Annotated in this window: 23 protein-coding genes and 1 tRNA gene; 9 read left to right on the top strand and 15 right to left on the bottom strand. The window is 65.5% G+C overall.

What is annotated here, in order from left to right:
* The first annotated feature begins 43 nt into the window (after positions 1-43).
* Positions 44-1,912, top strand: a complete 1,869-nt coding sequence (locus IFT54_RS12055) for an ABC-F family ATP-binding cassette domain-containing protein (RefSeq protein WP_031393112.1) — start codon at positions 44-46, stop codon at positions 1,910-1,912.
* A gap of 181 nt (positions 1,913-2,093) precedes the next feature.
* On the opposite strand, the gene IFT54_RS12060 is transcribed toward IFT54_RS12055, so the two are convergent.
* The 4 genes from IFT54_RS12060 to IFT54_RS12075 all read right to left on the bottom strand — a co-directional run bounded on the left by IFT54_RS12060 (position 2,094) and on the right by IFT54_RS12075 (position 4,917).
* Positions 2,094-2,357: a DUF3297 family protein gene (locus IFT54_RS12060; protein WP_037529686.1), complete on the bottom strand. Its 264-nt coding sequence runs from the start codon at positions 2,355-2,357 to the stop codon at positions 2,094-2,096.
* 89 nt (positions 2,358-2,446) lie between these two features.
* Positions 2,447-2,821: a hypothetical protein gene (locus tag IFT54_RS12065; protein WP_031393114.1), complete on the bottom strand. Its 375-nt coding sequence runs from the start codon at positions 2,819-2,821 to the stop codon at positions 2,447-2,449.
* 155 nt (positions 2,822-2,976) lie between these two features.
* Entirely contained in the window at positions 2,977-3,690 is a 714-nt protein-coding gene (locus IFT54_RS12070) for a hypothetical protein (protein WP_192070784.1), read from the bottom strand.
* 3 nt (positions 3,691-3,693) lie between these two features.
* Positions 3,694-4,917, bottom strand: a complete 1,224-nt coding sequence (locus IFT54_RS12075; RefSeq protein WP_192070785.1) for a toxic anion resistance protein — start codon at positions 4,915-4,917, stop codon at positions 3,694-3,696.
* A 260-nt stretch (positions 4,918-5,177) separates the two neighbouring features.
* Between IFT54_RS12075 and typA the strand changes: the two genes are divergently transcribed.
* Positions 5,178-7,022 (top strand): translational GTPase TypA, encoded by a 1,845-nt coding sequence (typA, locus tag IFT54_RS12080; protein WP_056674093.1) that lies wholly within the window; start codon positions 5,178-5,180, stop codon positions 7,020-7,022.
* A 151-nt stretch (positions 7,023-7,173) separates the two neighbouring features.
* On the opposite strand, the gene IFT54_RS12085 is transcribed toward typA, so the two are convergent.
* Genes IFT54_RS12085 through ubiA form a run of 3 tightly spaced genes read right to left on the bottom strand, consistent with a single transcriptional unit; the run spans position 7,174 to position 10,249 of the window.
* Complete coding sequence (locus IFT54_RS12085; protein WP_081874346.1) at positions 7,174-7,971, bottom strand: 3'(2'),5'-bisphosphate nucleotidase CysQ; 798 nt, start codon at positions 7,969-7,971, stop codon at positions 7,174-7,176.
* Positions 7,964-9,310 carry a TldD/PmbA family protein gene (locus tag IFT54_RS12090; RefSeq protein ID WP_056407249.1) on the bottom strand — a complete coding sequence of 449 codons (1,347 nt, stop codon included), beginning with the start codon at positions 9,308-9,310 and terminating at the stop codon, positions 7,964-7,966. Before IFT54_RS12090 ends, IFT54_RS12085 begins: the two co-directional genes overlap by 8 nt.
* 15 nt (positions 9,311-9,325) lie before the next feature.
* Positions 9,326-10,249 (bottom strand): 4-hydroxybenzoate octaprenyltransferase, encoded by a 924-nt coding sequence (ubiA, locus tag IFT54_RS12095; protein WP_244648874.1) that lies wholly within the window; start codon positions 10,247-10,249, stop codon positions 9,326-9,328.
* An 84-nt stretch (positions 10,250-10,333) separates the two neighbouring features.
* On the opposite strand from ubiA, the gene IFT54_RS12100 reads away from it, so the two are divergent.
* From IFT54_RS12100 to IFT54_RS12110, 3 genes are all read left to right on the top strand, one after another.
* Positions 10,334-10,489, top strand: a complete 156-nt coding sequence (locus IFT54_RS12100; RefSeq protein ID WP_166746254.1) for a hypothetical protein — start codon at positions 10,334-10,336, stop codon at positions 10,487-10,489.
* Between the two features lie 79 nt (positions 10,490-10,568).
* Positions 10,569-11,342 carry a 16S rRNA (uracil(1498)-N(3))-methyltransferase gene (locus tag IFT54_RS12105; RefSeq protein ID WP_183937490.1) on the top strand — a complete coding sequence of 258 codons (774 nt, stop codon included), beginning with the start codon at positions 10,569-10,571 and terminating at the stop codon, positions 11,340-11,342.
* A gap of 64 nt (positions 11,343-11,406) precedes the next feature.
* Entirely contained in the window at positions 11,407-12,795 is a 1,389-nt protein-coding gene (locus IFT54_RS12110) for a glutamate--cysteine ligase (protein ID WP_192070786.1), read from the top strand.
* Here IFT54_RS12110 and IFT54_RS12115 read toward each other — a convergent pair.
* On the bottom strand, positions 12,792-14,111 hold the full coding sequence (locus tag IFT54_RS12115) for a methyltransferase family protein (RefSeq protein WP_192070787.1): 1,320 nt from the start codon (positions 14,109-14,111) through the stop codon (positions 12,792-12,794). The genes IFT54_RS12110 and IFT54_RS12115 overlap by 4 nt on opposite strands.
* A 160-nt stretch (positions 14,112-14,271) precedes the next feature.
* Here IFT54_RS12115 and IFT54_RS12120 point away from each other — a divergent pair.
* Both IFT54_RS12120 and IFT54_RS12125 read left to right on the top strand, forming a co-directional pair.
* Positions 14,272-14,345, top strand: a tRNA-Gly gene (locus IFT54_RS12120).
* Positions 14,346-14,706: 361 nt separating this feature from the next.
* The gene (locus IFT54_RS12125) at positions 14,707-15,705 is read left to right on the top strand and encodes a glycosyltransferase (RefSeq protein WP_192070788.1); all 999 of its coding nucleotides are present in this window, start codon (positions 14,707-14,709) and stop codon (positions 15,703-15,705) included.
* A gap of 169 nt (positions 15,706-15,874) precedes the next feature.
* On the opposite strand, the gene mqo is transcribed toward IFT54_RS12125, so the two are convergent.
* The 6 genes from mqo to IFT54_RS12155 all read right to left on the bottom strand — a co-directional run bounded on the left by mqo (position 15,875) and on the right by IFT54_RS12155 (position 21,308).
* Entirely contained in the window at positions 15,875-17,608 is a 1,734-nt protein-coding gene (gene mqo, locus IFT54_RS12130) for a malate dehydrogenase (quinone) (protein ID WP_342354819.1), read from the bottom strand.
* A gap of 408 nt (positions 17,609-18,016) precedes the next feature.
* A complete protein-coding gene (locus tag IFT54_RS12135; protein ID WP_128082091.1) occupies positions 18,017-18,340 on the bottom strand; it encodes a transcriptional regulator in 324 nt (107 codons plus the stop codon).
* Positions 18,341-18,450: 110 nt separating this feature from the next.
* A complete protein-coding gene (locus IFT54_RS12140; protein ID WP_042467030.1) occupies positions 18,451-18,909 on the bottom strand; it encodes a hypothetical protein in 459 nt (152 codons plus the stop codon).
* A 33-nt stretch (positions 18,910-18,942) separates the two neighbouring features.
* Positions 18,943-19,956 (bottom strand): sigma factor-like helix-turn-helix DNA-binding protein, encoded by a 1,014-nt coding sequence (locus IFT54_RS12145; RefSeq protein ID WP_192070789.1) that lies wholly within the window; start codon positions 19,954-19,956, stop codon positions 18,943-18,945.
* A gap of 285 nt (positions 19,957-20,241) precedes the next feature.
* Positions 20,242-20,490, bottom strand: a complete 249-nt coding sequence (locus IFT54_RS12150) for a helix-turn-helix transcriptional regulator (RefSeq protein ID WP_159512209.1) — start codon at positions 20,488-20,490, stop codon at positions 20,242-20,244.
* Positions 20,487-21,308: a baseplate assembly protein gene (locus IFT54_RS12155; protein ID WP_192070790.1), complete on the bottom strand. Its 822-nt coding sequence runs from the start codon at positions 21,306-21,308 to the stop codon at positions 20,487-20,489. Before IFT54_RS12155 ends, IFT54_RS12150 begins: the two co-directional genes overlap by 4 nt.
* 405 nt (positions 21,309-21,713) lie before the next feature.
* Here IFT54_RS12155 and IFT54_RS12160 point away from each other — a divergent pair, with 405 nt between their 5' ends.
* Both IFT54_RS12160 and IFT54_RS12165 read left to right on the top strand, forming a co-directional pair.
* A complete protein-coding gene (locus tag IFT54_RS12160; protein ID WP_192070791.1) occupies positions 21,714-22,811 on the top strand; it encodes a biotin carboxylase in 1,098 nt (365 codons plus the stop codon).
* Between the two features lie 303 nt (positions 22,812-23,114).
* Positions 23,115-24,317 carry a multidrug effflux MFS transporter gene (locus tag IFT54_RS12165; RefSeq protein WP_192070828.1) on the top strand — a complete coding sequence of 401 codons (1,203 nt, stop codon included), beginning with the start codon at positions 23,115-23,117 and terminating at the stop codon, positions 24,315-24,317.
* 208 nt (positions 24,318-24,525) lie between these two features.
* Here the strand turns inward: IFT54_RS12165 and IFT54_RS12170 are convergent, their stop codons facing one another.
* Complete coding sequence (locus IFT54_RS12170; protein WP_244648878.1) at positions 24,526-25,521, bottom strand: glycoside hydrolase family 43 protein; 996 nt, start codon at positions 25,519-25,521, stop codon at positions 24,526-24,528.
* Between the last annotated feature and the right edge of the window lie 71 nt (positions 25,522-25,592).

Consider the following 25,592-nt stretch of genomic DNA (forward strand, 5'->3'; position numbering starts at 1 on the left):
GCCCTCTCGCAAAACCATGCTGCATCTGCTAACGCCCGCGGCCATGCTGAACCTGAACAATATCACGGTGCGCCTCGGCGGACGCGTTATCCTCGACGGCGCCAGTGCGGCGCTGCCGCCGGGCAGCCGCGTCGGGCTGATCGGCCGCAACGGCGCGGGCAAGTCGACGATGGTGCGCGTGATCGCAGGCCAGCTGGAGCCCGATGACGGCTCGGCGGACATGCCCAAGGGTGCGCGCATCGGCTATCTCGCGCAGGAAGCCCCGCACGGCGTGAAGACCCCGTTCGAGACCGTGCTCGAGGCCGATCTCGAACGCGCCGCGCTTATGCTGGAGAGCGAGACCAGCGAGGATCCCGACCGCCTCGGCGACGTGTACGAGCGGCTGATCGCGATCGATGCGTACACCGCGCCCGCACGCGCCGCGCAGATCCTGCTCGGCCTCGGCTTTGACGAGGAGATGCAGGCCCGCACGCTCGACAGCTTCTCGGGCGGCTGGAAGATGCGCGTCGCACTCGCCGCGCTGCTGTTCTCGCAGCCCGACCTGCTGCTGCTCGACGAGCCGTCGAACCATCTCGATCTCGAAGCGGTGATGTGGCTCGAGGACTTCCTCAAGAGCTACAAGGCGACGATCGTCGTCGTCAGCCACGAGCGCGATTTCCTCAACAACGTCGTCGATCACATCCTGCATCTGCAGGGCGGCAAGATCACGCTGTATCCCGGCGGCTATGATGCGTTCGAGCGTCAGCGTGCCGAGCGTCTGGCGCAGATCGAGGCCGCGCGCGCCAACCAGGCGGTGCAGCGCGAGAAGCTCCAAGAATATATCGCCAAGAATTCCGCGCGCGCCTCGACCGCCAAGCAGGCCCAGTCGCGCCAGAAGATGCTGGCAAAAATGCAGCCGATCGCCGAGAGCTACAATGATCCGACGCTCTCGTTCGGCTTCCCCAACCCGACCGAGCTGCGCCCACCGCTGATCACGCTCGACATGGCGACGGTGGGCTATGCGGACGTGCCGATCCTGAAGCGGCTCAACATGCGGCTCGATCCCGACGACCGGGTCGCGCTGCTCGGGCGCAACGGCAACGGCAAGACCACGCTTGCGCGGCTGCTCGCCGCGCAGCTGACGCCGATGGACGGCGACATGGCGTCGTCGAACAAGATGAAGGTCGGCTATTTCACCCAGTATCAGGTCGAGGAACTCGATCCGCACGATACACCGATCGAGCATATGGCGCATCTGATGAAGGGCGCGACGCCCGCCGCGGTGCGCGGCCAGCTTGGCCGGTTCGGCTTTTCCGGCGACAAGGCGACGACCAAGGTCGGCAAGCTGTCGGGTGGCGAACGCGCCCGCCTCGCGCTCGCGCTGATCACCCGCGACGCGCCGCATTTGCTGATCCTCGACGAGCCGACCAACCATCTCGACGTCGACGCGCGCGAGGCGCTCGTGCAGGCGCTCAACGCCTATACCGGCGCCGTCGTGCTGGTCAGCCATGACCGTCACATGCTCGAACTCACCGCCGACCGGCTCGTGCTGGTCGATGGCGGCACGGCGAAGGAATTCGACGGCAGCCTCGACGATTACATCGCGTTCGTCCTGAAGGGCGATGCGGGCAAGGGCGATGCGGCGTCGAAGGCCGACAAGAAGGCGGGCAAGAAGGCCGCGGCGGAGGCCAAGAGCAACGACGCCGCGTTGCGCAAGACGCTGCGCGAGGTCGAGGAGCAGACCGCGAAGTTCACCAAGGAACGCAACGCGATCGACCGCGCGATGGTCGACCCGGCCAATGCCGAGCCACGCTTCTCGCGGATGTCGATGGGTGATCTCAGCAAGCGCCGCGCCGAGGTGAATGCGAAGCTCGAGGCAAGCGAAGCCAAGTGGCTCGAGGCGAGCGAGGCTCTGGAGGGCGTGGCGGCCTGACGGTCATGGTCTGACGGGCGTTGCACCATCCGGGTGCCGCCCCCACCCCCGTCATCCCGGCGAAAGCCGGGATCTCCCGGTTCGGGCCACGGCACCCGACAACGGGGATACCCCAGCTTCCGCTGGGGTGACGAAGTCTGTCAGAAGCGCCGGCTGATGAAACCGGCGAAACCCGGTGGAGTCAGCCCTCGTCGGCGTCGCTCGCCGCAGGCCGCTCGAACCATGCCTCGACCGGCCCCGACAGCTTCAGCGTCAGCGGGTTGCCGTTGCGATCGACCTTCTTGCCGAGCGCGACGCGGATCCAGCCTTCGGAGATGCAATATTCCTCGACATCGTGGCGCACGCCATCCTTGAAGCGGATGCCGATCCCGCGCTCCAGCAGCTCCTGCTGGAAGAACGGGCTGCGATGGTTGGTCGAAAGGCGATCTGGGGGCGTGTCGGTCATCGCGCGCGCTTAGCCGCAAGCGGGCGGGTGGCGCCACAAAAAAACGGCGCCGGGATTGCTCCCGACGCCGCGTTTTGCGTCAGATCAGATCAGCTGCAGACCTGCACCTGGACCTGATCGCCATAATAGGGATCGACCCGCCACTCGCTCCAGCACCGCGGGCGATAATCCTGGCGGTAATAGGTCCGTACCGGCGGACCATCATAATAGCCGCCATTATAATAGCCGCGGTCAACATAGCGGTCGCGGTTGCTGCTCGCGATCGCTGCACCCACGCCGAGCCCGAGAATACCCCCGAGCACTGCCGCACCCGCGACATTGCCACCGCCGCGATGGTGATACCCGCCCCAGCCACCGCCACGATAGCCGCGACCCCAACGCTGCGCATCGGCCGGCGCCGCCGCGGTCAGCGCGGTCGCTGCAAGTGCGATGCCGAGACCTGCCTTCTTCATCAATCCGTTCATCGGGAACCTCCTCTACGTCCGGTCCGCAAGAAGCAAACGCATGAACCGCGACCGTGGTCCCGCTCTATCCGAGTCGGGCTGAACCGAAGCGGAATGTGCTGTTAAGCTGAGGTTTAACGGCGTGGAGAGCATCCCCGCCCCGCCATGACGGCCTGCTAGGTCTCGTCGCGATATTTCATCTCCAGGAAGCGACCGCGCGTCGCCAGCGTGTCGAGATCGTCCTGCGCGAGCCTTTGCGTCATCTCGCCAATCTCCTGCTCGATCAGCGACAGTCCCGCGACGAGTTCGGCATCGGGCGTGCGGCCATTACGCGGCGTCGTGCGCAGCGCCTGGGGCACGCGTTCGTAATCTTTGACGAACGCGGGCAGCTGCTCGCCGACCAGCTTGCGCACCTCGATCGCCTCGGGCGCGTCGTCGGCGAACCGCGCGAGCTGCGGCGCGAGCGTTTCGAGCCGCAAGCCGATCCGGTCGACCAGGGTCACCGCGGGCGCGGGCAAGGCGGGGCGCTGCGCCTCCAGCCAGCGTTCGGTCTGCAGCGGCAGCGCCTTGATATCGACCGATGCGAGCCGCTCGGGCGTCGGCGCGCGCTCGGCGGGCCACACCGCGAACAGCAATGTCGCCGCGACCAGCAACGCCGTGACCAACATAAAACCGCCGATCCCGAGCGGGACGATCCAGCCGATCACCATCGCCGCAATAAGGATCGCGACGTCGGCGATCGCGATCCGCGTCAGCCGCTTGCCGATTGTCTGAGTCCGGCGCGTCCGCCCCCGCGTCGGCAGACGTGCCGCGCCGACGGCGCCACGGTCGTCCGATATCCGCGACCAGGAGGCGCGCGCGCTGGCGATGGCGTCGTCGACTTCGCTCACGCCCTACATCGCCTCCAGCTTGAACGCGCTTGGCGACGGGCCGCCTAGTTGCCCCCCATTTTGACCTTGCGTGGCGCCCTCCGCCCGCGCGATATAACCGCGCGACTTGTCGACCTCATTCGACAGCGCGCCGACCGTGGTCTTCATGCTGCCGAGCGCCTTCAGCTTGAACACGTCGATCGCATCCATCGTGTCGTAGATATTCTGGAACGCGCGTTGCAGCGTCTCCAGCGGGATCGTCGCCGATGCGGCCTGTTCATGGATCTGCGCGGTCTGCGACTTGAGCAGCTTGCCGGTCGAATCGATGATGTTCGCGGTCGTCGTGTTGAGCGCGGTGATCTGTTCGAGCACCAGCTTCTGGTTGGTCAGTGCCTGCGCGACCGTCACCGCGGTGCGTAGCGCGGACACGGTCGTGGTCGAGGCGCGGTCGACGCCCTTCACCAGCTCGACATTGTTCTTCTTGACCAGATCGAGCGCGAGATAGCCCTGCACGGTGACCGCCATCTGCGTCAGCAGGTCCTGCGTGCGCTGGCGGGTGTAGAACAGCGCGGTCTCGCGGATCGCCTTGGCCTTGGCCGGATCGCTGTGGTCAAGATCGTTCGCGACATCCTCGAGCTTCGCATCCATCGTCTTCGACAGATGGATCATCTGCTCGAGCCGCCCCATCGCCGCCCACAGATTGGCGCGCTCGGTATCGATCGCGGCATTGTCCATGAGCAGCTCGTCCTTGCCCGACGACAGGCTCTTCAGGATCTGCGCGATATGCGTCTGCGACGATTTGTAGCCGTCGAAATAGTTGCGCATCTTGCCGCCGAACGGGATGATCCCGAACAGCTTCTGCGGCGCGGTCAGGTTGCCCTTCTTGCCGGGATCGAGATCCTCGACGACGCGGCGCAGCTCGGCCAGATCCTTGCCGACGCCGGTTTCCTGATCCATCGCGCGGACCGGGCGATCGAGGAACCGGTTCGACTGGCCCGCCGCCTCGCGGATTTCCTTCGCCCCCATCGCGGTGATCGCATCGACGCGCTTGCCGAATTCGGGGCTGTTGACGTCCTGCGCGACCAGATCGGTGACAAAGCCGGCGACCCGGTCATCGAGCTGCGACTTCACCCCCGCATCGACCGGCACGAGTCCCGCGGCTTTCGTCGCGGAGACAGTCGGCACGGGGTCGGGCGGCGTCAGGACCAGGCCGGGCTCGGTCGTCAGCGTCTCGGGTGTCGTCGCCATGCAATCCTCCAATCGGTGCCGCATCCTAGGGGAACGACACCCGCATTCAACTGTGGTGTCTAGATAATACACGCAAGCCACGCAATCGTCTTGGCGGCTCGCCCGGAGACTGGCGCAGGCCACCCCGAAACAGGCTCGCGATCGGCGATTTTTCCGGCAGCGGGGAACCATTCGGGCGGCAATCGAAACGCCAAACTTGCCGCATCGCGGAATAAACGCTAAGCGCGCCTGCAAATTCCGTCCAAACCGAAAGCATTCCCATGAGCCTCCGCAACGTGGCGATCATTGCGCACGTCGATCACGGCAAGACGACGCTGGTCGACCAGCTCTTCCGCCAGTCCGGCACCTTCCGCGACAACCAGCGTGTCGAAGAGCGCGCAATGGATTCCAACGACCTCGAAAAGGAGCGCGGGATCACGATTCTCGCCAAGCCGACCTCGGTCGACTGGACGCCCCCGGGCGAGAGCGAGAGCATCCGCATCAACATCGTCGACACGCCCGGCCACGCCGATTTCGGCGGCGAAGTCGAGCGCATCCTGTCGATGGTCGACGGCGTCGTCCTGCTGGTCGATTCGTCGGAAGGCGCGATGCCGCAGACCAAGTTCGTCACCGGCAAGGCGCTGGCCCTCGGCCTCAAGCCGATCGTCGTTGTCAACAAGGTCGACCGTAACGACGCGCGCATCCAGGAAGTGCTCGACGAAGTGTTCGATCTGTTCGTGTCGCTCGACGCGAACGACGACCAGCTCGATTTCCCCGTGCTCTACGCCTCGGGCCGCAACGGCTATGCCTCGACCGACATGGATGCGCGCGAAGGCACGCTGATCCCGATGTTCGAGACGATCGTGAAGCACGTGCCGCCTCCGGCCGTGGAAGTCGCCGGCGTGCCCTTCACCTTCCTCGTCACGCTGCTCGACCGCGATCCGTTCCTCGGCCGCGTCCTCACCGGTCGCGTCAATTCGGGCACCGTGAAGACCAACCAGGCGATCCACGCGCTCGATAACGACGGCAAGATCATCGAGACGGGTCGTGCGTCCAAGATCATGTCGTTCCGCGGCCTCGACCGCGTGCCGGTCGACGAAGCCAAGGCCGGCGACATCATCTCGCTCGCAGGGCTTTCGGTTGCGACCGTGGCCGACACGATCGCCGACATCACGGTGACCGAGCCGCTGCACGCGCAGCCGATCGATCCCCCCACGCTGTCGATGCGTTTTGCCGTGAACGACTCGCCGATGGCGGGCCGCGAGGGCACCAAGGTAACGAGCCGCATGATCCGCGAGCGTCTGTTCCGCGAAGCCGAGTCGAACGTCGCCGTGAAGGTGACCGAGGCAGCCGACAAGGACAGCTTTGAAGTCGCCGGTCGTGGCGAGCTTCAGCTGGGCGTGCTGATCGAGACGATGCGCCGCGAGGGCTTCGAGCTCGGCATCTCGCGTCCGCGCGTGCTGTTCGGCGAGGACGAGGACGGCAAGAAGACCGAGCCGTACGAGACCGTCATCATCGACGTCGACGAGGAGCATTCGGGCACCGTCGTCGAGAAGATGAACATCCGTAAGGCCGAGATGACCGACATGCGTCCGTCGACCGGTGGCAAGACCCGCATCACCTTCTCGGCGCCAAGCCGCGGGATGATCGGCTATCACGGTGAATTCCTGTCCGACACGCGCGGCACGGGCATCATGAACCGGCTGTTCGAGAAGTACGGTCCGCACAAGGGCCAGATCGAAGGCCGCAAGAACGGCGTGCTGATCTCGAATGGCTCGGGCGAAGCGAACAACTACGCACTGGGCCCGCTCGAAGAGCGCGGCATCCTGTTCGTGGGTCACGGCGAGGCACTCTATGAGGGCATGATCGTCGGCGAGAACGCCAAGCCGGACGACCTCGAGGTCAACCCGATGAAGACCAAGGCGCTGACCAACTTCCGCGCAAGCGGCGGCAAGGACGACCAGGTCCGCCTGTCCCCGCCGAAGCGTGCGACGCTGGAGCAGGCGATCGCATACATCGACGACGACGAGATGGTCGAAGTCACGCCGAAGTCGATCCGTCTGCGCAAGCGCTTCCTCGACGCGAACGAGCGCAAGCGCGCGAGCCGGGCTAAGCAGAGCGCGTAAGCCTGGCATGGCGAAGCCGGCCAGGCTTACAAGCTCGGCCGGCCTCGCTCACGCGAGGTCCGACGACGCGGCTTAGCCGCGGCGCTCCCCAAAACGAAAAAGGCCGGAGGGAAACCTCCGGCCTTTTTCGTGTCCAGCGAAGCGCCCAGCCCTACCCTAGAATAGCCGCCGCCCGATCCGCCAGCCGCGCGATCGCCGCGCGGTGGATGCCGCGGGTGCTCGCGACAACCCCGAACGCCTGCGGGCGCGGCTTATTGAACACCAGCGGGATGCCGACGGCGTCGGTCACTGCGGCGCCCGCCTCGCTCGCGACCAGCGCGGCGGCGGCGATGTCCCACTCATTTCCCCAGCGCAGCGTCGCGACCAGATCCGCCCGGTCGGCCGCGACCATCGCGATCCTGAGCGCGATAGAATTGGGTTTCTCGACCACCACGAGATCGCGGTCCGCCTTGGGCAGCGCATCGGTCGGCACGCGCGATCCGGGAAAGTCAGTGCGGGATCCGGCGCGCAGCACTGCACCGTTGAGCGTCGCGCCTTCCCCCAGCGCCGCCGACCAGATCTCGCCTCGCGCCGGCGCATCGAGCACGCCGATCACCACCCGCCCGCGCTCGACCAGCGCGATCGACACGCACCAGCCCGGACGTGCCCGGATATAGTCGCGCGTGCCGTCGATCGGGTCGACGACCCAGAGCCGGTCGCGCGCGAGCCGCGCGGGATTGTCGGCGGTTTCCTCCGACAGCCAGCCGGCATCGGGCAGCAGTGCGGACAGCCGCACCTTCAACATCCGGTCGATATCGATATCGACCTCACACACCGGGCTGCCCGGCGTCTTTTCCCAACGGTGGAAATCGGTCCCGAACCGCGCGAGCGCCATCTGCCCGGCTTCGGCAGCGATCGATTCGACCGCCGCGCGCAACGTCGTGACGGGACCCGGGGGCGGTTCAGCCACTCGCCACCGTCATCCCCTCCACACGCAACGTGGGCACGTTGATGCCGTAGCGGAATTCGAGGTCGTTGGCGGGGGTCATCGCCAGGAACATGTCCTTCGCATTGCCCGCGATCGTGAATTCGGCGACCGGCCCCGTGATGACGCCATTCTCGATCCTGAAGCCCGCCGCGCCGCGGCTGTAGTCGCCGGTGACGCCGTTGGCGCCGCCGCCCATCAGTTCGGTGACATAGACGCCCGACACGATATCCTCGATCAGCGTCTCGGGCGGCATCGTGCCCGCTTCCATGAAGACGTTGCTCGTCGATACGCCCGGCGCGCCGTTGACGCCGCGCGCGGCATGGCCGGTCGGCTCGAGCCCCAATTGCCGCGCCGAGGCCGAATCGAGCAGCCAGCTTTCGAGCATGCCATGTTCGATGATCGCGGTCGGCGACACCGGCAGCCCCTCGCCATCGAATGGCCGCGACCGCAATCCGTAGGGCCGATGCGGATCATCGCGGATCGTGATGCCGTGCGCAAACACCTGCGAGCCGAGCGAATCGAGCAGGAAGCTGGTCTTGCGCGTGATCGCCTGCCCCGCGATCGCCGCGATCAGATGGCCGAGCAGCGAGCTGCCGACGCGAGGGTCATATACCACCGTCATCGGCCCGCTCGCGAGCCGCCCCGGATTGAGCCGCGCGACCGCCTGCTCGCCCGCGCGCTGCCCGATCGCCTCGGGCGACTCGAGATGCTGGCGGTGCCGCACGCTGTGATAGGCATAGTCGCGCTGCATCGCGCCGCCCTCGCCCGCCAGCACGCTCGCCGACACGCCATAGGCGGTCGAGGCATAGGCGCCCGCAAAGCCGTGGCTGGTGGCGAGCGCCCAGACGCTGCTCGACGCGCTCGCGCCGCCGCCTTCGCTGTTTGTCACGCCGGGCACCGCACGCGCCGCATCCTCCGCCGCGGTTGCCGCATCGCGTAGCTGCTCGGGCGAGACCTCACCATGATCGGCGAGCCCGAGCATCGGCGGCACGCCGTGCAACAGGCGGTTTTCGGGGGCGAGGCCGGCCCAGGCATCCTCGGGGGCCTCGCGCGCCATCGCCACCGCGCGCGCCGCGAGCGCGTCCATCGCCGCGGACGACAGGTCGGAGGTCGAGACGCTCGCCGACCGCTTGCCGACGAACACGCGCAACCCCAGGTCCTCGCTTTCCGACCGGCCGATATCCTCGAGCTTGCCGAGGCGGATCGAAACGTCGAGCGAGGCATCGGCGGCGAAGACCGCATCGGCGGCATCCGCGCCGGCGGCCTTGGCGCGCGCTACGATGTCATGGGCGCGGTCGCGGGCTTGATCGGGTGTGAGCATGTCGCCGATCTAGGGTCACAGGCTCGTGCCGACAACCACGCAGGCAAGGAAGATCAGCAACCCCGTGAAGCGGTTGGCACGGAATCGGGCGAGCGCGCCGGTGCCGTCGTCCGCGCGCAGCGTCGCGACCTGCCACCCCAGATGCAGCGCGGCGGGCGTCAGCGCGGCGATCGCGAGCGGATCGGGCCGCATCGTCCAGAACGCCGCTGCCCAGAACCCGACCGCGATCGCATAGAAAATCCCGACCCCCGCCTTTACATGCCGCCCCATGCGCAGCGCGGACGACCGAACGCCGATCATCGCATCGTCCTCGCGGTCCTGCAGCGCATAGATCGTGTCATAGCCGATCACCCAGGCGATCGATCCCGCATAGAGCAGCCACATCGGCAACGTCAGCGCGCCGGCGATGTCGCTCCACCCGACCAGCAACGCCCAGCTGAACACCAGCCCGAGCCATGCCTGCGGCCACCAGGTGATGCGCTTCATGAACGGATAGGCGGCGACCGGCGCGAGGCTCGCCAGCGCGACGACCGCGGCGAGCGGCGTCAGCTGCACCAGCACGACCAGCCCGACGAGCGCCAGCACGCCCAACCAGATCCACGCCAGCCGCAGAGAGACGAGCCCGCTCGGGATCGGCCGCGCGCGCGTCCGCGCGACCTGCGCGTCGAGATCGCGGTCGACGATGTCGTTGAACACGCAGCCTGCGCCGCGCATCGCGATGCTGCCGAGCAGGAACCACGCGATCAGATCCCAGCGCGCCCACGCCCCGCCCGCCAGCGCGATCCCCCAGGCGCCGGGCCAGAACAGCAGCCACCAGCCGATCGGCCGGTCGAACCGCGCGAGCAGCGCCAGCCCGCGCAGCGTCGGCGGCAGCCGCGCGACCAGGCCGCGATGTTCGCTGTCGGGGACGATGTCCATCGGGCTCGGTGTGGTCTGCATGACGCGGGGCGTAGGAAGACGGCGTTTGGCGCGCAAGCCCGCAGCGGCTAGGATAGCGTCAGTGTCGCGTTCGAACCCCTTTGCATGATCGGCCTGTCGGTCGCGGTCGGCCGTTTCGTCGAGGCGCTCTTCTGGGGCATCTTCCGCGTCGCCGGCGCGGTCGCGGGCGCGCTGATCCTCGGCATCGCGGTCGCGATCATCGTATGGATCGTCGCCCGCAAACTCTGGAACCGCCGCTAACCAATCCCCCTGACGGCGGAGGATCGCGAACGAGCGAAACGCCCTCCCCGCATGCGGCGGGATTTGCTAGGCCCCCGCCATGCCTGCAACCCCAGCCTGGCCGCCGCAATCCACGCCGCGGCTGTTCGTCGACACCCCGCTCAGCCCCGGCCCGCTGCCGGTCGACGGCCCCGCCGCGCATTATCTCGCCGGCGTCATGCGGCTGAAGATCGGCGACCCGGTCAAGCTGTTCGACGACCGCACCGGCGAATGGCTCGCCACCGCGGCCAGCGTCGGCAAGCGCGACCTCGTCCTCGACGTGACCGAACGGCTCCGCGAACGCGAGGCGGTACCCGATCTGTGGCTCTGTGCCGCGCCTATCAAGAAGGGCCGGGTCGACTGGCTGGCGGAGAAGGCGTGCGAGCTCGGCGTCGACCGGCTCGTCCCCGTCGTCACGCGGCGCACCGTGGTCGACAAGCCCAATACCGACCGTCTGCGCACGCACATGATCGAGGCGGCCGAGCAATGCGGCCGCACCGCGCTGCCGCAGGTCGCCGAACCCGTGAAGCTCGCAGCGTTGCTCCGCGACTGGCCCGCCGATCGCACGCTGTTCTTCGCCGACGAAACCGGCGGCGCGCCCGCGCTCGCGGCAATGCGCGCGCATGCCGGTCCCGCAGCGATCCTGATCGGCCCCGAGGGCGGTTTCGACGCCGACGAGCGTGCCGCGATTCGCGCGCACCCGCAGGCGGTCGGCATCGGCCTCGGCCCGCGCATCCTCCGCGCGGAAACCGCAGCGGCGGCAGCGGTCGCGCTGTGGATGGCGGCGGCGGGCGATTGGGCGGCCGAACCGCCCGTCCCGTCACCCGTCGCGTGACATTGCTACCGACCGGTCCGAATCCCCTCTAGCACCCTCGTTCATCGCCGCGTAAGGCGCGGCGATGACGAGCAAGACCGCCCCTGCAAAGACCAGCCCGACGATCGAGTCGCGCGACCAGTTGATCGCCAGCTTCGCGCGCGGTGAAAAGCCCAAGGACCGCTGGCGGATCGGCACCGAGCACGAGAAATTCGTGTACGCGAAGGACGACCATCGTGCGCCTTCGTACACCGAGGCGGGCGGCATCCGCGCGCTGCTCGGCGAGCTCGAGCAATATGGCTGGGCGCCCGTGTTCGAGCGCGGCCCCGACGGTACCGAGAACGTCATCGCGATGACCGGTGCGGACGGTAGCATCAGCCTAGAGCCCGCAGGCCAGTTCGAACTCTCGGGCGCGCCGCTCGAGACCCTTCACGAAACCTGCGCCGAGACCGGCCGGCATCTCGAACAGGTCAAGGCCGCGGGCGAAAAGCTCGGCATCGGCTTCCTCGGTCTCGGCATGTGGCCCGACAAGACCCGCGCGGAGCTGCCGATCATGCCCAAGGGGCGCTATGCGATCATGCTACGTCACATGCCGCGCGTCGGCAGCATGGGGCTCGACATGATGCTGCGGACCTGCACGATCCAGGTGAACCTGGATTACGCGTCGGAAGCGGACATGGTGAAGAAATTCCGCGTCGGCCTCGCGCTTCAGCCGCTCGCCACTGCGCTCTTCGCCAATTCGCCGTTTACCGAGGGCAAGCCCAACGGCATGCTGTCCTATCGCAGCCATATCTGGTCCGACACCGACCCGCACCGCACCGGCATGCTGCCCTTCGTGTTCGAGGACGGCTTCGGCTATGACCGCTACACCGACTATGCGCTCGATGTGCCGATGTACTTCGTCTACCGCGACGGCAAATATATCGACGCGGCGGGGCTCAGCTTCCGCGACTTCCTGAAGGGCGAGCTCAGTGTCCTGCCCGGCGAGAAGCCGACGCTCGACGACTGGACCGATCATCTCTCGACCGCCTTTCCCGAGGTGCGGCTGAAGACCTTCCTCGAGATGCGCGGCGCCGATGGCGGGCCGTGGAACCGGATCTGCGCGCTGCCCGCGCTCTGGGTCGGGCTGCTCTACGATCAGGGTGCGCTCGATGCGGCCTGGGATCTGGTGAAGGACTGGACGATCGACGAACGCCAGTCGCTGCGCGATGCCGTGCCCAAGCTCGGGCTGAATGCGCCGATCGCAGGTGGCGGCCAGTTGCGCGACATCGCCGCACAGGTGCTCGATATCGCGGGTGCCGGCCTGTCGTCGCGCGCACGCCTCAACAAGGCGGGCGACAACGAGACCGGCTTCCTCGACCCGCTGCGCGAGATCGTCCGTTCGGGCAAGGTCCCCGCCGAGCTGCTGCTCGACAAGTATAACGGTGTCTGGGGCGGCGATATCGCCAAGGTTTACGGCGTGGAAAGCTTCTAGGCGCCTGACGCTCGGCGCGACCCGGCCACCCACGCCAGAAGGCGCGGTACCGGTCCGTTGCGCGCCATCCAGTCGCTATAGGCGCGGTAATCGGGGTCGAGGCCCAGATGCCGCTCCTCGGTCCGCGCACGCCAGTAATAGACTCCGCTGACCGCGGCGAGCAGCAGGGTCGCGCGCATGGCGTCAATCGGCGTCCCCGTCGTCAGCACGGGGATCGTCGACAGCCACCAGAACAGGTTCTTCGACAGATAGGCGGGGTGCCGCGACCAGGCATAGGGCCCGTGCGTCAGGATCCCGCGGTTGGTGAGATTCGAGAATCGCAGGCCGAACGCCATCGTCGCCCACGCATAGATCGCGGTCAGCGCGACCAGCACCGCGCCAATCAGCACCAGCAGGACGGGGTGATACTGGAACCAGACGTCCCATTCCTGCGTGCCCGGGTGATAGTCCATCGGCCCGCCGTCGCTCATCAGGATGATCGGCGGATAGCACATCAACGCCGCCATCCACGCCGCCGCAAACGGATTGGCGCTGCGGATATGCGAATCGAGCGGTCGCAGCGTCAGGACATAGCCGACCGTCGCAAAGGCGACGTCGATCAGGAACATGAAGGTGATCAGCCACCTGGCAAGCGCGACCGGGTCGCGCAGGATCGCGCTTGTGTCACCGCGGATGAACTCGCCAAACCCGCCCGGCACGATGGCGAGCATGAAGGCGAGAAAGAACGCCTTCACTCCCCAGCTGCGCAGGTGATTGTGGAGCGCGGCGTGGTCGACTCCCGGCTGGCCGGTCAGCCATGCCCCTAGCGACCATGCCCCGTCCTTCGGCGCGACCAGATAGCGGTCGAGCCAGAGAACATAGGGGATCGACACGAGCACGAGGATCGGCGCGGCGTTGGTGAAGCACCACATCGCGAACGCGAAATTGCCCTCCCAATAGAACCGCCCGGTGCCATAGATCACCGCGATCCCCGCCCAGGTCACCCAGAAGGCGGCAAGCTTGGTCAGGCTGACGTCGATCGTCTCGCACCATGGCCGGGGCCGCGACCAGTCCAGCCCGGTGCTCGGCCGGCGATGGACCTTGTCGACCAGCACCGACCACAGGATCATCGGGACCGCGCAGGCGAGCAAATTGACCAGCGCGGCATAGGGCCCGTCCATCCCCCAGCCGCGCGCGCACGCCACCCAGCCGAGCACGCCCGCCAGCCCCGCCAGCCCGGCGCCGTGACTGACGGCGGACGCGGGGCGCGGATCCGCGGCGCGGCGCCGTTGCAGGGTCAGGCTGGTCGTCTCGGGAAGCACAGGCGCGTCGGACATGGCGCCAGGGGTAGCCGATTTTCGTCAGCAAACCATGAACCATCCTGCCCCGGCTTGCACCACCCCACGACCCGCGCTATCGCGACCCTACACCTTCTGCCACCCGTCTCGCCTTCGCGACGGTCAGAGCGGGGGCGCAGGCCGCGGCAACGCCGGCTTCGCGGGTATAGTACAATGGTAGTACAGCAGCCTTCCAAGCTGAATACACGGGTTCGATTCCCGTTACCCGCTCCATCGTTTCCAATAGCGCCGACCAGTCACGATGGGCGTGACCCGATCATTGCCTGACTATACCGTGAGATGTGCTGTTATAAGCGGCGATAGCCGGCATGGCGAACTCTGTGCCTAACAGCACCCGCCCCGCCGCATTTTCTGATTGTTGGAAATCGGGCTCCCCATTCCGATTTCGACATGACCCATTTGCTGATTTCTGGTAGCTCTATGGCGCATATCACCGATGATTTCGGGATGAAATACTATTAGCAAGCCTTTTCAACGATGGGACGTCGACTTCACCCTTTCGCTTCACAATCGAACCGGAAAGTATTTTATCGGCAGGGACATTATCGACACGCTGCCGGAGGTATTTCGCAGCGTGAAGATTTGGAGGCTTCCCGAAAGGGTCGGCGTCAATGCCCTGTCCCGCAAAGTCATCGGTCGATTATGGGCCGAAGAGGATCGCCTCAGAGCCCGGTATCCCAAGCTGGTGCCGCGACAGCGGAGCCGACGCGCGGTCCTTCATCTCGATCCGATGACCGTGCTGGGCTGGCACGTCACGTCGCATGATGCCGTGCTGTGCCATGATCTCGGCCCCCTGACGCATCCCGAACTGTTCGCCCCGTCCGTCACCGCGCTCTACGAGCGGGTCTATGCACGCATCGCCGAACGCCAGCCCCGCATGGCCTTTGTCAGCCAGGCATCCAAGGCGGCATTTCAGCGCCTTTATGGCACCGGATCCCCCGCCACCGTGATCTATCCGCCGATCCGCACGGGCGTGGCGGGTGGCGCGCAACACGCCGTGGACGGCGTTGAAGGCCTGTTTCTGCTGACCGTGGGGAGCATCGGGCGCCGCAAGAACCAGCTGGCCAGCATCCGCGCATTCGCACGCGCGGGCCTTGCCGATGCGGGCTATCACTATGTCATCTGCGGCAGCCGCGAACCGGGATCCGAGGCCGTCATCGCCGAGGCGGAGCAAACCCCCGGCGTCATCCTCCTGCCCTATGTCTCGGACGAGCAGTTGCGCTGGCTCTATGCGCACGCCCGGGGGTTCGTGCTGGTGAGCCTTCTCGAAGGATTTGGCGTCCCCGTCGCAGAAGCGATGCGTAACGGACTGGTGCCGCTGATCAGCGCCGACAGCGTCCTCGAAGAGGTCGCGGGACCAAGCGCGATCGCGGTGGATCCGCACTCCGTCGAGGCCATCGCCGCGGGGATGATACAGCTCGCCGAACTCCGCCCGGACCAGATCGCGGCACGGCGGGTCGATCTCGAGGCGCGTCTCGACGCGTTCTCGATGCCGACCTTTGTCGATGCGTGGAGGGCCTTTCTGCGTGCCGAGGCCGAGTGTCACCCCGCGCCGTCGGCCGTTTCGGTTTAGCGGACCGGGACGACACGGCGCTGGAGGAGCAGCTGAGCCCCCAGACCGGCGAGCATCGGCGTCTCGACGAAGCGACGAACTCCGCTACGACAAGCGCAGCCCCGCCATATCGTCCGTCGCCCGACGGTCTCCCCGGCAATGCCGGGGAGGGCGCGATCGAGGACAGAGGTCAGAGGGCGAGGTCGGGGCTGCGGTCCGGCTTGACGCGCATCGCGGCGGGCCGGGGCTTGGTCGCGACATGGACCGCCGGCGAGGCGATGGCGAGTTGCAGCGTCTCGGCGGTATTGCCCCAGTGATCGGCGAGCAGTTCGGGATGCTCATTGAGCTTGATGCCGTAACTCGGGACGATCTCGCGGATCTTGGCCTGCCAGCCGGCAGTCGACAGCCGGTTCGGAAACACCTTCTTGAGCAGGTCGAGCATGATCGACGGCGCGGTCGACGCCCCCGGCGATGCGCCGAGCAGCGCCGCGATCGAGCCGTCCTTCGACGCGACGATCTCGGTGCCCAGCTTCAGCACGCCGCCCTTTTCAGGATCGCGCTTGATGATCTGCACGCGCTGGCCCGCCTGCCACAGGCGCCAGTCGCCGTCCTTGGCGCCGGGGAAATATTCGCGGAGCGCTTCCATCCGGTCGGCATCCGACATGATCAGCTGCCCCGCGAGATATTCGACCAGCGCGAAATCGTCCCAGCCGACTGCGACCATCGGCCGGAAATTGTCGATCGTCACCGATGCAGGCAGATCGAAATAGGACCCCTGCTTCAGGAACTTGGTCGAGAAGGTCGCGAACGGTCCAAACAGCAGCGCCTGCTTGCCGTCGAGATAGCGGGTATCGAGATGCGGCACCGACATGGGCGGCGAGCCGACCGCGGCCTTGCCGTAAACCTTGGCGAGATGGCGATGCGTGATCTCGGGCTTGTCCGCGACCAGGAAGGATCCGCCGACCGGGAAACCGGCATAATCGTCCGCCTCGGGGATGCCCGACTTCTGCAGGATCGGCAGCGCACCGCCACCCGCGCCGGCAAAGACGAAGCGCGCATTGATGACCTGCTTGTCGTCGGTCTTCATGTCGCGCGCGGTGACTTCCCAGCCGCCCTTGGCGTTGCGCTCCAGCGACCGGACCTCATGCCCCGTCGTCAGCGTGAAATTCGCCTGCTTCTCGAGCGCGGCGATATATTGCCGCGTCACCGTGCCCCAGTCGCAGTCCGTGCCGAGCGGCGAGCGGGTCGCCGCAAGCGGCAGCGACGCGTCGCGGCCCTGCATCATCAGCGGCACCCATTTGGCGATCTGGGCGCGGTCGGTGGAGAATTCCATGCCCGAGAAGAGCGGGCTCGCGCCCAGCGCTTCCCAGCGCTTGCGCAGGAAGGCGACATTGGCGTCGCCCCAGACGAGGTTCATGTGCGGGGTCGAGTTGATGAACGTCCGCGGTGCGCCAAGCATGCCGGCCTTGACCTGGTGGCTGAGAAACTGGCGCGTGACCTGGAACTGCTCATTGATCTCGACCGCCTTGGCGATCTCGACACGGCCGTCGGCCGCGTTGACCGGCGTGTAGTTCAGTTCGCACAGCGCCGAATGGCCGGTGCCCGCGTTGTTCCAGCCGCCCGAGCTCTCCTCGGCAACCTTGTCGAGCCGCTCGACCAGCTCGATCGTCCAGCTCGGCTCGAGCTGGCGCAGCAGCACGGCGAGCGTCGCGCTCATGATGCCGCCGCCGATCAGCAGCACGTCGACCGAGCGTTCCGTCGTCGCGGCCTGCGCCGGCGACAGGGGGACCATGGCGGAGGACCCCGCGACGCCCGCAACGATCGCCGAGCCTAGAAGATTGCGGCGCGTTACGCCCGTGCCGGCCGCCGGAGCGTCGCCTGCCTGCTCGGCGGTCCGCGTGTCGTCGTTCGATCCAATTTGCACTATGATGCCTTTTTCGTTACCGCCTGCCCGCCCCCGATCCCGGCCCCCGAGGGGCGGAGACGGCTAAGGGCGCATCGCCGGATGATGGATGGGCTGCGCAGGATCGGCCGAAAGACGCACAGAAGCGATCGACCGAGCACAACCGTTGCTCAAAGTCCTCGCCCATTTGCCGGAATTTATTGGGAGGCCCGCAAACCAGTAAAATTGACGGGTATCCGAGACTTACATGTCATCGCAGGCGCTATTTTTCAAGCTTTGGATGGCGGACGGCCGGATCGGGGCCCGCCATGCGCGCCGTATCGAGCCGCGCTACAGCCGGTGCGAAGACGCCCGGTCGGCGCCGGCCGCAGGGATCTTGTTCGTTCGTCCGGCGGTCAAGCTCGACCGGTCACCCGGCCGGCGTGCGGATCAGCAATCCACCAGACCCGCGAGCAGATCGCTCATCCGCTGACGCCCGACGACCGACAGCTGGATATGCGATCGTCGACCGTCATTCTTGTCGCGGGTCCGCAGGACGAGACCCGCCTCCTGCAGGATCGCAAGGTAGCGCAGCGCCGTCGCCGAAGGCGCCCGCGCGCCGATGCACACCGCGGACACGCTGAGCTGACGCCCCTCGTGATGCGATATGAACAGGTCGAGCAGCATGTCCCAGGCGGGTTCGGAGAACAGGTCCGCGCCGAATGCCGCGTCGCGCTGGCGACGCAGTTCGTACAGATGCTTGGCAGCGCTCACCAGGCGGGCGGGATCGACGGCGGCGGGTGCAAGAGCCGGCCCGGGCCGTGCGCCGTTCAGGAGTCGCATGAAAGGAATGGCATAAGACATTTAAAGCCTCAGATGCAGGGCTAAGGAAGGGTCGGGTCCTGGCGGCTCCAGTCGAGATCCCAGCCTCGCGACCGGACCCGTCTGGCATGCCGCATCGTTCCGACGGCGAGCAGCAGGACGATGGGGTAGCTCCACATGACGGACAGGACCGCATAAGCGAGCCGGATCACGTCGGGGTTGATCGCCCGGGCCAGATGCGCCCCGGTCCCCAGTGCATGGAGCGCGGTGACCCAGGCCGGCCAGAACCGATCGGCGTGCAGCGTGATGGCGATCATCACGCCGAGCAGTACGATGTCGACGGTCATGATACCGATCTCGACGTCGACGAACTCCCCTGCGCCGAGCTGGTGAAACATCCGCGTGGCCAGTGCCGCGAGCAGCAGGGCAAGCCCGGTCAGCCGCTCGGGGGCTCCGCCACGCCAGAATGCATAGCCGGTCGCCGCCAGTTGCAGCGCGTTGAAGATCCAGACGCGGTCCACGTTATCGGGTCAAGCGATCCACCGGCCGCGTCGTCAGGCGGCAACGACGAGGTGCAGCCGCGCATCGTCGCGCAGAGCCCCTTCGTTGGGCGGACACTCGCCCTCGTCACCATAGGCATAAAAGGCACCGAGGCCGATTTCGCTGCGTACCGCGACCAGCGCCTGGTGCGCGTCGACGAAGCGCTGGCGGGCCTTGATCAGATCGGACGATGCATCCGCGACGAGTTGCAGCGCGGCGATCCCGGTCGCGACCGGCAATTTTGCCGCCGCACGCTGCTGCAACAAGGTCGCCACGCAGGATGCAGCGAGCGACGCGGCCTGGTCGACCGCTGCCTCTGCCTTTAGAAAGTCCGCGGTGACCCTGTCGGTTGCCTGACGACGTTCCTTCAACATGTCGAATTTCCCACCCCAGCGCGACGAATGCTCGACCCGGGGAGAGGCGGCGCTGCCGCGAACCTGCCTGAACAGGCTCGTCATGGTCATCGTCATTGTCACCAGCGCCACCGTGGTGATCGCCAGCAACGCCATGAGCCCGACCAGCCGGATCAGCCTGTCCCCCTTGGACAGGCGGTTCCGCGCCGCTCCCTCCGGTCCGCCTCCGGGCGTCATCCCCATGAAGCGGCGGACGAGCCCCCATGGATCGTCCTGGCCGACCTGTGGCGGATGCGACGGCGCGCGCGCTACGTCGATTGGTTCGGATGGGAGCCGATCATACGTCGCGACCAGCAGGTCGGACGACGGCGTTGGCGACGTCCCGTCCTCCGTCCTGTCGTTCGCAGCGCGGGGCGCGGGCGTGGCGGAGGGCATGACGCGGGGCTCTGCGGGCACATCGAAATCCCCGGCGGTTTCGTGCCGTTGCAACAGCCGCGCAGCCTCGAACCGCGACCCCGCGCCCAGCACCTGAACCGCGCGTTCGATCCGCTTGTCGATCGCCGACGGCGACACGCCGAGCAGCGCTGCGATCTCCTTCGAATTGTGATGCGTCAGGACCAGTCGAAGACAGGCCCGTTGCGCTTCGGTCAGGAGATCAATCCGGCTGGCAGACATAGACCTATATTAACCGCAATTCCGCGGTTAGGCATCCCTGTTTGAGGCGCGCCGAATGCCGTCGCGGGACGCGTTTTCGCGCATAATGTCCGCACGACATCCCGGCACAGATCTGAAGGTTGTGAGGTTCGCGCCTGGCCTCGCTACCGGCGAAGGACCAAAGCTTGGACGGTGATACCGCAAAGCTTTGGTGGACAGGGCTGCTACTGTTCTGGTCATTCTATATACCTGTGAAGATTGCTTTTTCTTGATTTTACTCTCATCGGGTGCCCCCTTCCGTGCCCCCTATATATTGGCTCGCTCGTGAATGGAAATCGTGGCCATGCGCGCACGCAGCCAAGAATCTACGTCCGATTGCCACCAGCCGATGCAGCGCTTCGTCAGCAGATGCTGAGGCGGGAATTCCTCGTTCGCAATCATCCGGTAGATCGTCGAGCGGCTTAGGCCCGTACTCGCGATCACGTCATCGATGCGCATGAAGCGGCCTCCTGCGCTGGCGTGGCCGGCCTGCTTCGCCTGAGCGACGTTCTTCATGCTGCTTCCTTGCGATATTCGACGTCGTACAGTGCGGCGATGCGGTCGCGGATCTGCACGGGTGGGCGGGAACGGGGCATCCAGGCCGGCGATCGGCGCCCACACCGCTGCGGTCTCAACCAAGCCAATGATCGCGGTTGACGCTGCAACGAGTGTGCAGGCGATCCATCGCAGCGAGCAACGGTCGTGATTGACGCGGGGACTGCAGGTCGCGCGGTCTGAACGGACTGATCGGTGAGCGGGCGGCTCGTTTCAGCTGTGACATATGCGAGCACCGTGTTGAGCAGTGTCGGCGCTCCCGTGCTTTTGCGGACCCGCGACAGGACGGTGATCCGGACCTCGCCTGCCGTCGGAATGGTCGCGCTAGCGTCGAGCAGGTCAAAGGCAGCGGACAGCGCTTGGAAGATATACGCGCCCTCGGGGCGGGTACCCGAATAGCCCTCGAGGGCGCGGTGCTGGCAGCGCCGGAAGTCCGCGTCGCCTGCACAGACCGGAGGCGCATTCGCCTGCATGTTTCCTGGGGTGATGAGCAGGAGCTTAGCGCTCATAAGTGCGGCAAGGTTGTCGAGATCGGCACCGATTGCGCAGGCTGGCATGACGGCGCGAGCAGCAGCGTTCACGCGGGCGGGCGGGAGCATCTTGCGATAGGCGGCGAACTTGAGCAATTTGACGACGGACTCGGATCCGGCTGGCCCATCGGATGTCGGCAAGAGCGTCTGTAGTTGGTCGTATAATGTATCTAGATTGAGGGTCTCGCCGATCGTCGGCGCCGGAAGGCGCAACAGGTCAACAGCGGTGAAGGTGGACGGCTCGGTCATTTGACCATGTCGTCGATTAGGTCATTGCAGCGCCATCATGCTCGAGTGTGAAATCCGATTTCACACTCGAGCATGGTGGTTTGGCCTAAATCGGTTCGCGAAGGTTCGTCTCAGGCGGCCTTGTTCGAGCGACTAAATGGATCGCGTTGGGAGAGATCGATCACTCGCGAATTTGTCGCGTAATCCGCCATTCTCGCCCCTCCCCCGCTTCCCAACCTCAGACACTCCTTCAGCTCCGCGCTGACCGTTTTTGGCGTCCAATAGTCCGTCATGAACGTCGTGGCCGGACAGGGAAGTGGGCCGGCAGCCGATGAGAGTGATTGGTTCGCACGCCACAGCAAGTACTTCAGCCATTTGCTCTGGCGCGCAGCTCCGGGCTAGTGCGCAATGCGCAGGAGATCATTCATGAAAACAGCGCCGGTCGCCATTCTCTACCAAGCGCTTCCGCCACCGTTGATCGACGGATTGCGAAAGGACGCAAAACCGGGCGGATATTCAGATGGCGGCGCGGATATCGCTTTTGCATTGCGGACGGCAGGCGTGACTGTGGTCACGCCCACCTGTTTGCCAGACCCCTCCAAGGCGCTCGACTGGGTATTCCCGGACACGGCCGAGGGCATCCGTAGCGCAGGCGCAGCCGGCGCATCGGTCCTGTGGGCGAACACGGTCTTGTTCGAAGGGCATCCGCTCGAGACGGCAATGGTCAACTTCGACATCGTCGGGCAGCTTCCCGCGGCGATGCAGGCGTTCGACGACAAGTTCGAGACCAACCACCTCCTAGCCGGGTCTGGCCTGCCGGTAGCGCGATCGTTTCTGTTGTCCGGCACGGGCAAGGAGAATGTCTGTGCGCTAGCGGACGTAGAAGACGCGTGTACTTCCCGCGGCATGTCCTTTCCGATGATCGTCAAGCCGGTGCGCGGACGTGGCAGCCAGGGCGTAACCCTGGTGGAAAGCCTCGGCGACTTGCGCGCTGCCGCGGCTGCGTTGATCGCAGCCGCCACCTTCGGCGACATGCTGATGGTGGAGGAGTTTCTTGGCGGTGACGAGATGACCGTCACCGTCATGCCGCCCGCGTCTCCGCGTTCAGACGGTTCGCGGGCATCGACGCACTGGGCCTTGCCGCCCGTATACCGCTTCGATCAGCGCGGCGGAGTAGCACCGTATAACGGCGACGTTCCGGTTACCGCCAACAGCATCGCAATCAGCCCCGAGCAGCTCCGCAATCCCGCGATCGCGGCCATGATCGACAGCTGCGTATCGGCAGCCGCGCTGGTCGACGCCCGCACCACAATCCGAATAGACTGCCGGGCCGATCGCCATGGTACGTTCAAACTGTTCGATCTTAACATGAAACCCAACATGACGGGGCCGGGTCGCCCGGGGCGCGAAAATCAAGATTGCCTCTCGGCGATCGCCGCCCGAGCCGAGGGCTGGAACTACGTCGATCTTCTGCTGGCAATGCTTTCTGCCAAATGGACGTTTGAGCCATCGGACAGCGTTTAGCCGAACAGGTCCTCTACTAGGCGAACACGCTCCTGACTTACGGCTTCCGGCAAGACTTACGACTGGACGTTCAGCGTGTCCTCGGCTCTCTGCAACTTCATACGCTCGTTCAGGGAGCCTACGGCCACTGCCGGCGAACGAGAATTTCCCCGAGATTGATCGAACGCTGTCTGCGAGTCAAAAAGCCAATCTCCCGATAATCCACCTCTCGTGAGCCGACGTTTGTGCGTGCTGGCAGGCATGGTCACCAGCAGATTGTCGACCTAGATGGCGGCGATGATCGATAAGCAGACTTCCTCCTCCATGCGTCCCGGCGAGTTTGTCGCGTTCGTCGCCGCGCTGATGGCGGTAAACGCCTTGGGCGTGGACCTGATGCTGCCTGCGCTCGCTGACATCGGCCATCAGCTTGCCATCACGACGGCCAACCACCGACAGTGGATCATCACGGTCTACATGCTGGGCTTCGGTGCTGGACAGCTCGTCTACGGCCCGCTTGCAGACAGATTTGGCCGCAGGCCGATCCTGCTCGTCACCCTTGCCGGCTTCGTGGCAGCCAGCATCTTCGCCGCAGGTTCGCAGACATTTCCCGCCCTTCTCGGCGCACGCGTACTCCAGGGCCTTATGTCGGCATCGACGCGTGTACTTGCGGTCGCGATCGTGCGTGACCGCTATTCGGGTCGCCAGATGGCGCGCACGCTCTCCGTCGCTCAGATGATCTTCTTCCTCGTGCCGATCATGGCGCCCAGCCTCGGCCAGGTCCTGCTGGCCTTCGGGCCCTGGCGCTTTATCTTCTACGCGCTGGCGACCTTTGCGGCCGTCGTCCTTGCTTGGTCTGCGCTGCGCTTGCGCGAATCCCTGCCAGTGGAACGTCGTTCACCCTTGTCGCGGGCGTCGCTCGGCCGCGCGTACCGATTGACGCTGACGAACCGCTTCTCCGCCGGCTATGCTGTGGCGGCTTCAATGACGTTTGGCGGCATCATCGCCTTTGTCTCCTCCGCCCAGCAGATCTTCGTTGATGAGTTCCATGCCGGCGAACGCTTCACGATTCTGTTCGCCGTCTGCGCCTTCTCGATGGGCTGTGCATCTTTTGCCAACAGCCGCCTCGTCGAGCGGCTTGGCACCCGCCTCATCTCCCAGTCCGCATTGCTCGCCTTAATCGCCCTGTCGCTGCTTCACCTCTTAGTAATCGGCTTCGGACGGGAATCGCTGGAGACGTACATGCTGTTCCAGGCACTCAGCATGACCTGCATAGGACTGTGCGGGTCGAACTTCGGTGCCATGGCGATGGAACCCGTAGGGCACATCGCGGGTACGGCGTCCTCGATACAGGGCTTCATCACCAGCGTCGGTGCGGTGATCGTCGGCTCCATCATCGGGCAGGCCTATGACGGAACAACCTATCCGCTGGCCCTCGGTTACCTGGCGATCGGCGTTGCAGTTCTGGGCGTCGTTTACTTCACGGAAGGACGAAGCCTATTTCGGGCGCGACATGCGGATGACAAGTAGAAGTCAGGATACGTCTGATGGGGGGGCAACCGGCCTGTCTTCTCCTAGACGGTATCTCGCAGTAGGCGGCAGTTTCCTCACTTGCGGATCGGAGTTGGCGGACCGGCTACCGGTGAGCGCAGACGGGCTGCTTCCGGAAACCCAATAATCAAAACTACTTCCCCACGGACTATCCCATCGTTCAAGTGCTTCAAGAGGTCGAGTTCGTTCAGCGTGGAGCCGGCAACGAGACACCTGCCTGTGTCTGAACAACCGGCCGCATGGTTCCATCCGGGTTGTAAAACAACCGGTCCACGGTCACCGCACGCCGACCAATTGCTCCACTCATGTCGCCGATCGCGAGCGTGGCATTGTGCAGAAACAAGTAGGACTGCCCCTTGAAATCGACGACACCGGGATGGATAGTGAAGCTGTACTTGCCGGATCCGGTCAGCTCGCCGTGATATTTCCATGGCCCGCGCGGGCTGGTCGCGGTCGCATAGGACACGCGTTCGTCCCGGTGCTTCGATCGATCGAGCGACGCATATGTGAGATACCAGAGCGCACCGCGCTTGTGCAGCCACGGCCCTTCCTCGAAATTTGGTGGCGTAATCTCAGTGATCGGACCGTCGATCTCGATCATATTAGCCTTCAGCTTGGCGATATACGCCTGCCGGTTGCCCCACGCGATCCAAGTCGTGCCCGTCTCGTCCGTATAAACGGTCGGATCGATATCCTCCCAACTATGCGTACCCTTTGGGGTCATTTGGTTGGTAATGAGCGCTGCGCCCTTCGCATCAACGAACGGCCCTGTCGGCGTGTCCGCCACCGCCACTGCGATCGCCTTTCCCGGGTGTGTCGCATCATGCTCCACCGCAGCATAAAACCAGTATTTCCCGTTCTTCGCGATCGTCTGTGATGCCCAAGCATCCTGCTTGGCCCAACGGAAATCACTGACATTCATGATCGGCCCATGATCCTGCCAATGCGTCATGTCAGTGGTCGAATAAACAAGCCATTCGCGCATGTTGAACATTTCGTCCCGTTGCGCTTGGTCATGTCCGACATACAGATACAACCGGTCGCCAACGACCATCGGCGCGGGATCCGCGGTGAACTTGTCGCGGATGATCGGGTTCGATCCGGGCACGGCGTTTGGTGCGACCGAGCCGGTCTGGCAGAAGCCCGCAGCCCCCATGCCAGCCACGCAAAGCGCGCCGGCCAATCTGCTTATCGCGTATCGCACACAAGATCTCCGTGTTGTGCGCCCAGATTAAAGCACGGTTCTGAGCTCTC

The organism is Sphingomonas sp. CFBP 13714, from assembly GCF_014842205.1.
GTDB classification, from domain to species: domain Bacteria; phylum Pseudomonadota; class Alphaproteobacteria; order Sphingomonadales; family Sphingomonadaceae; genus Sphingomonas; species Sphingomonas aerolata.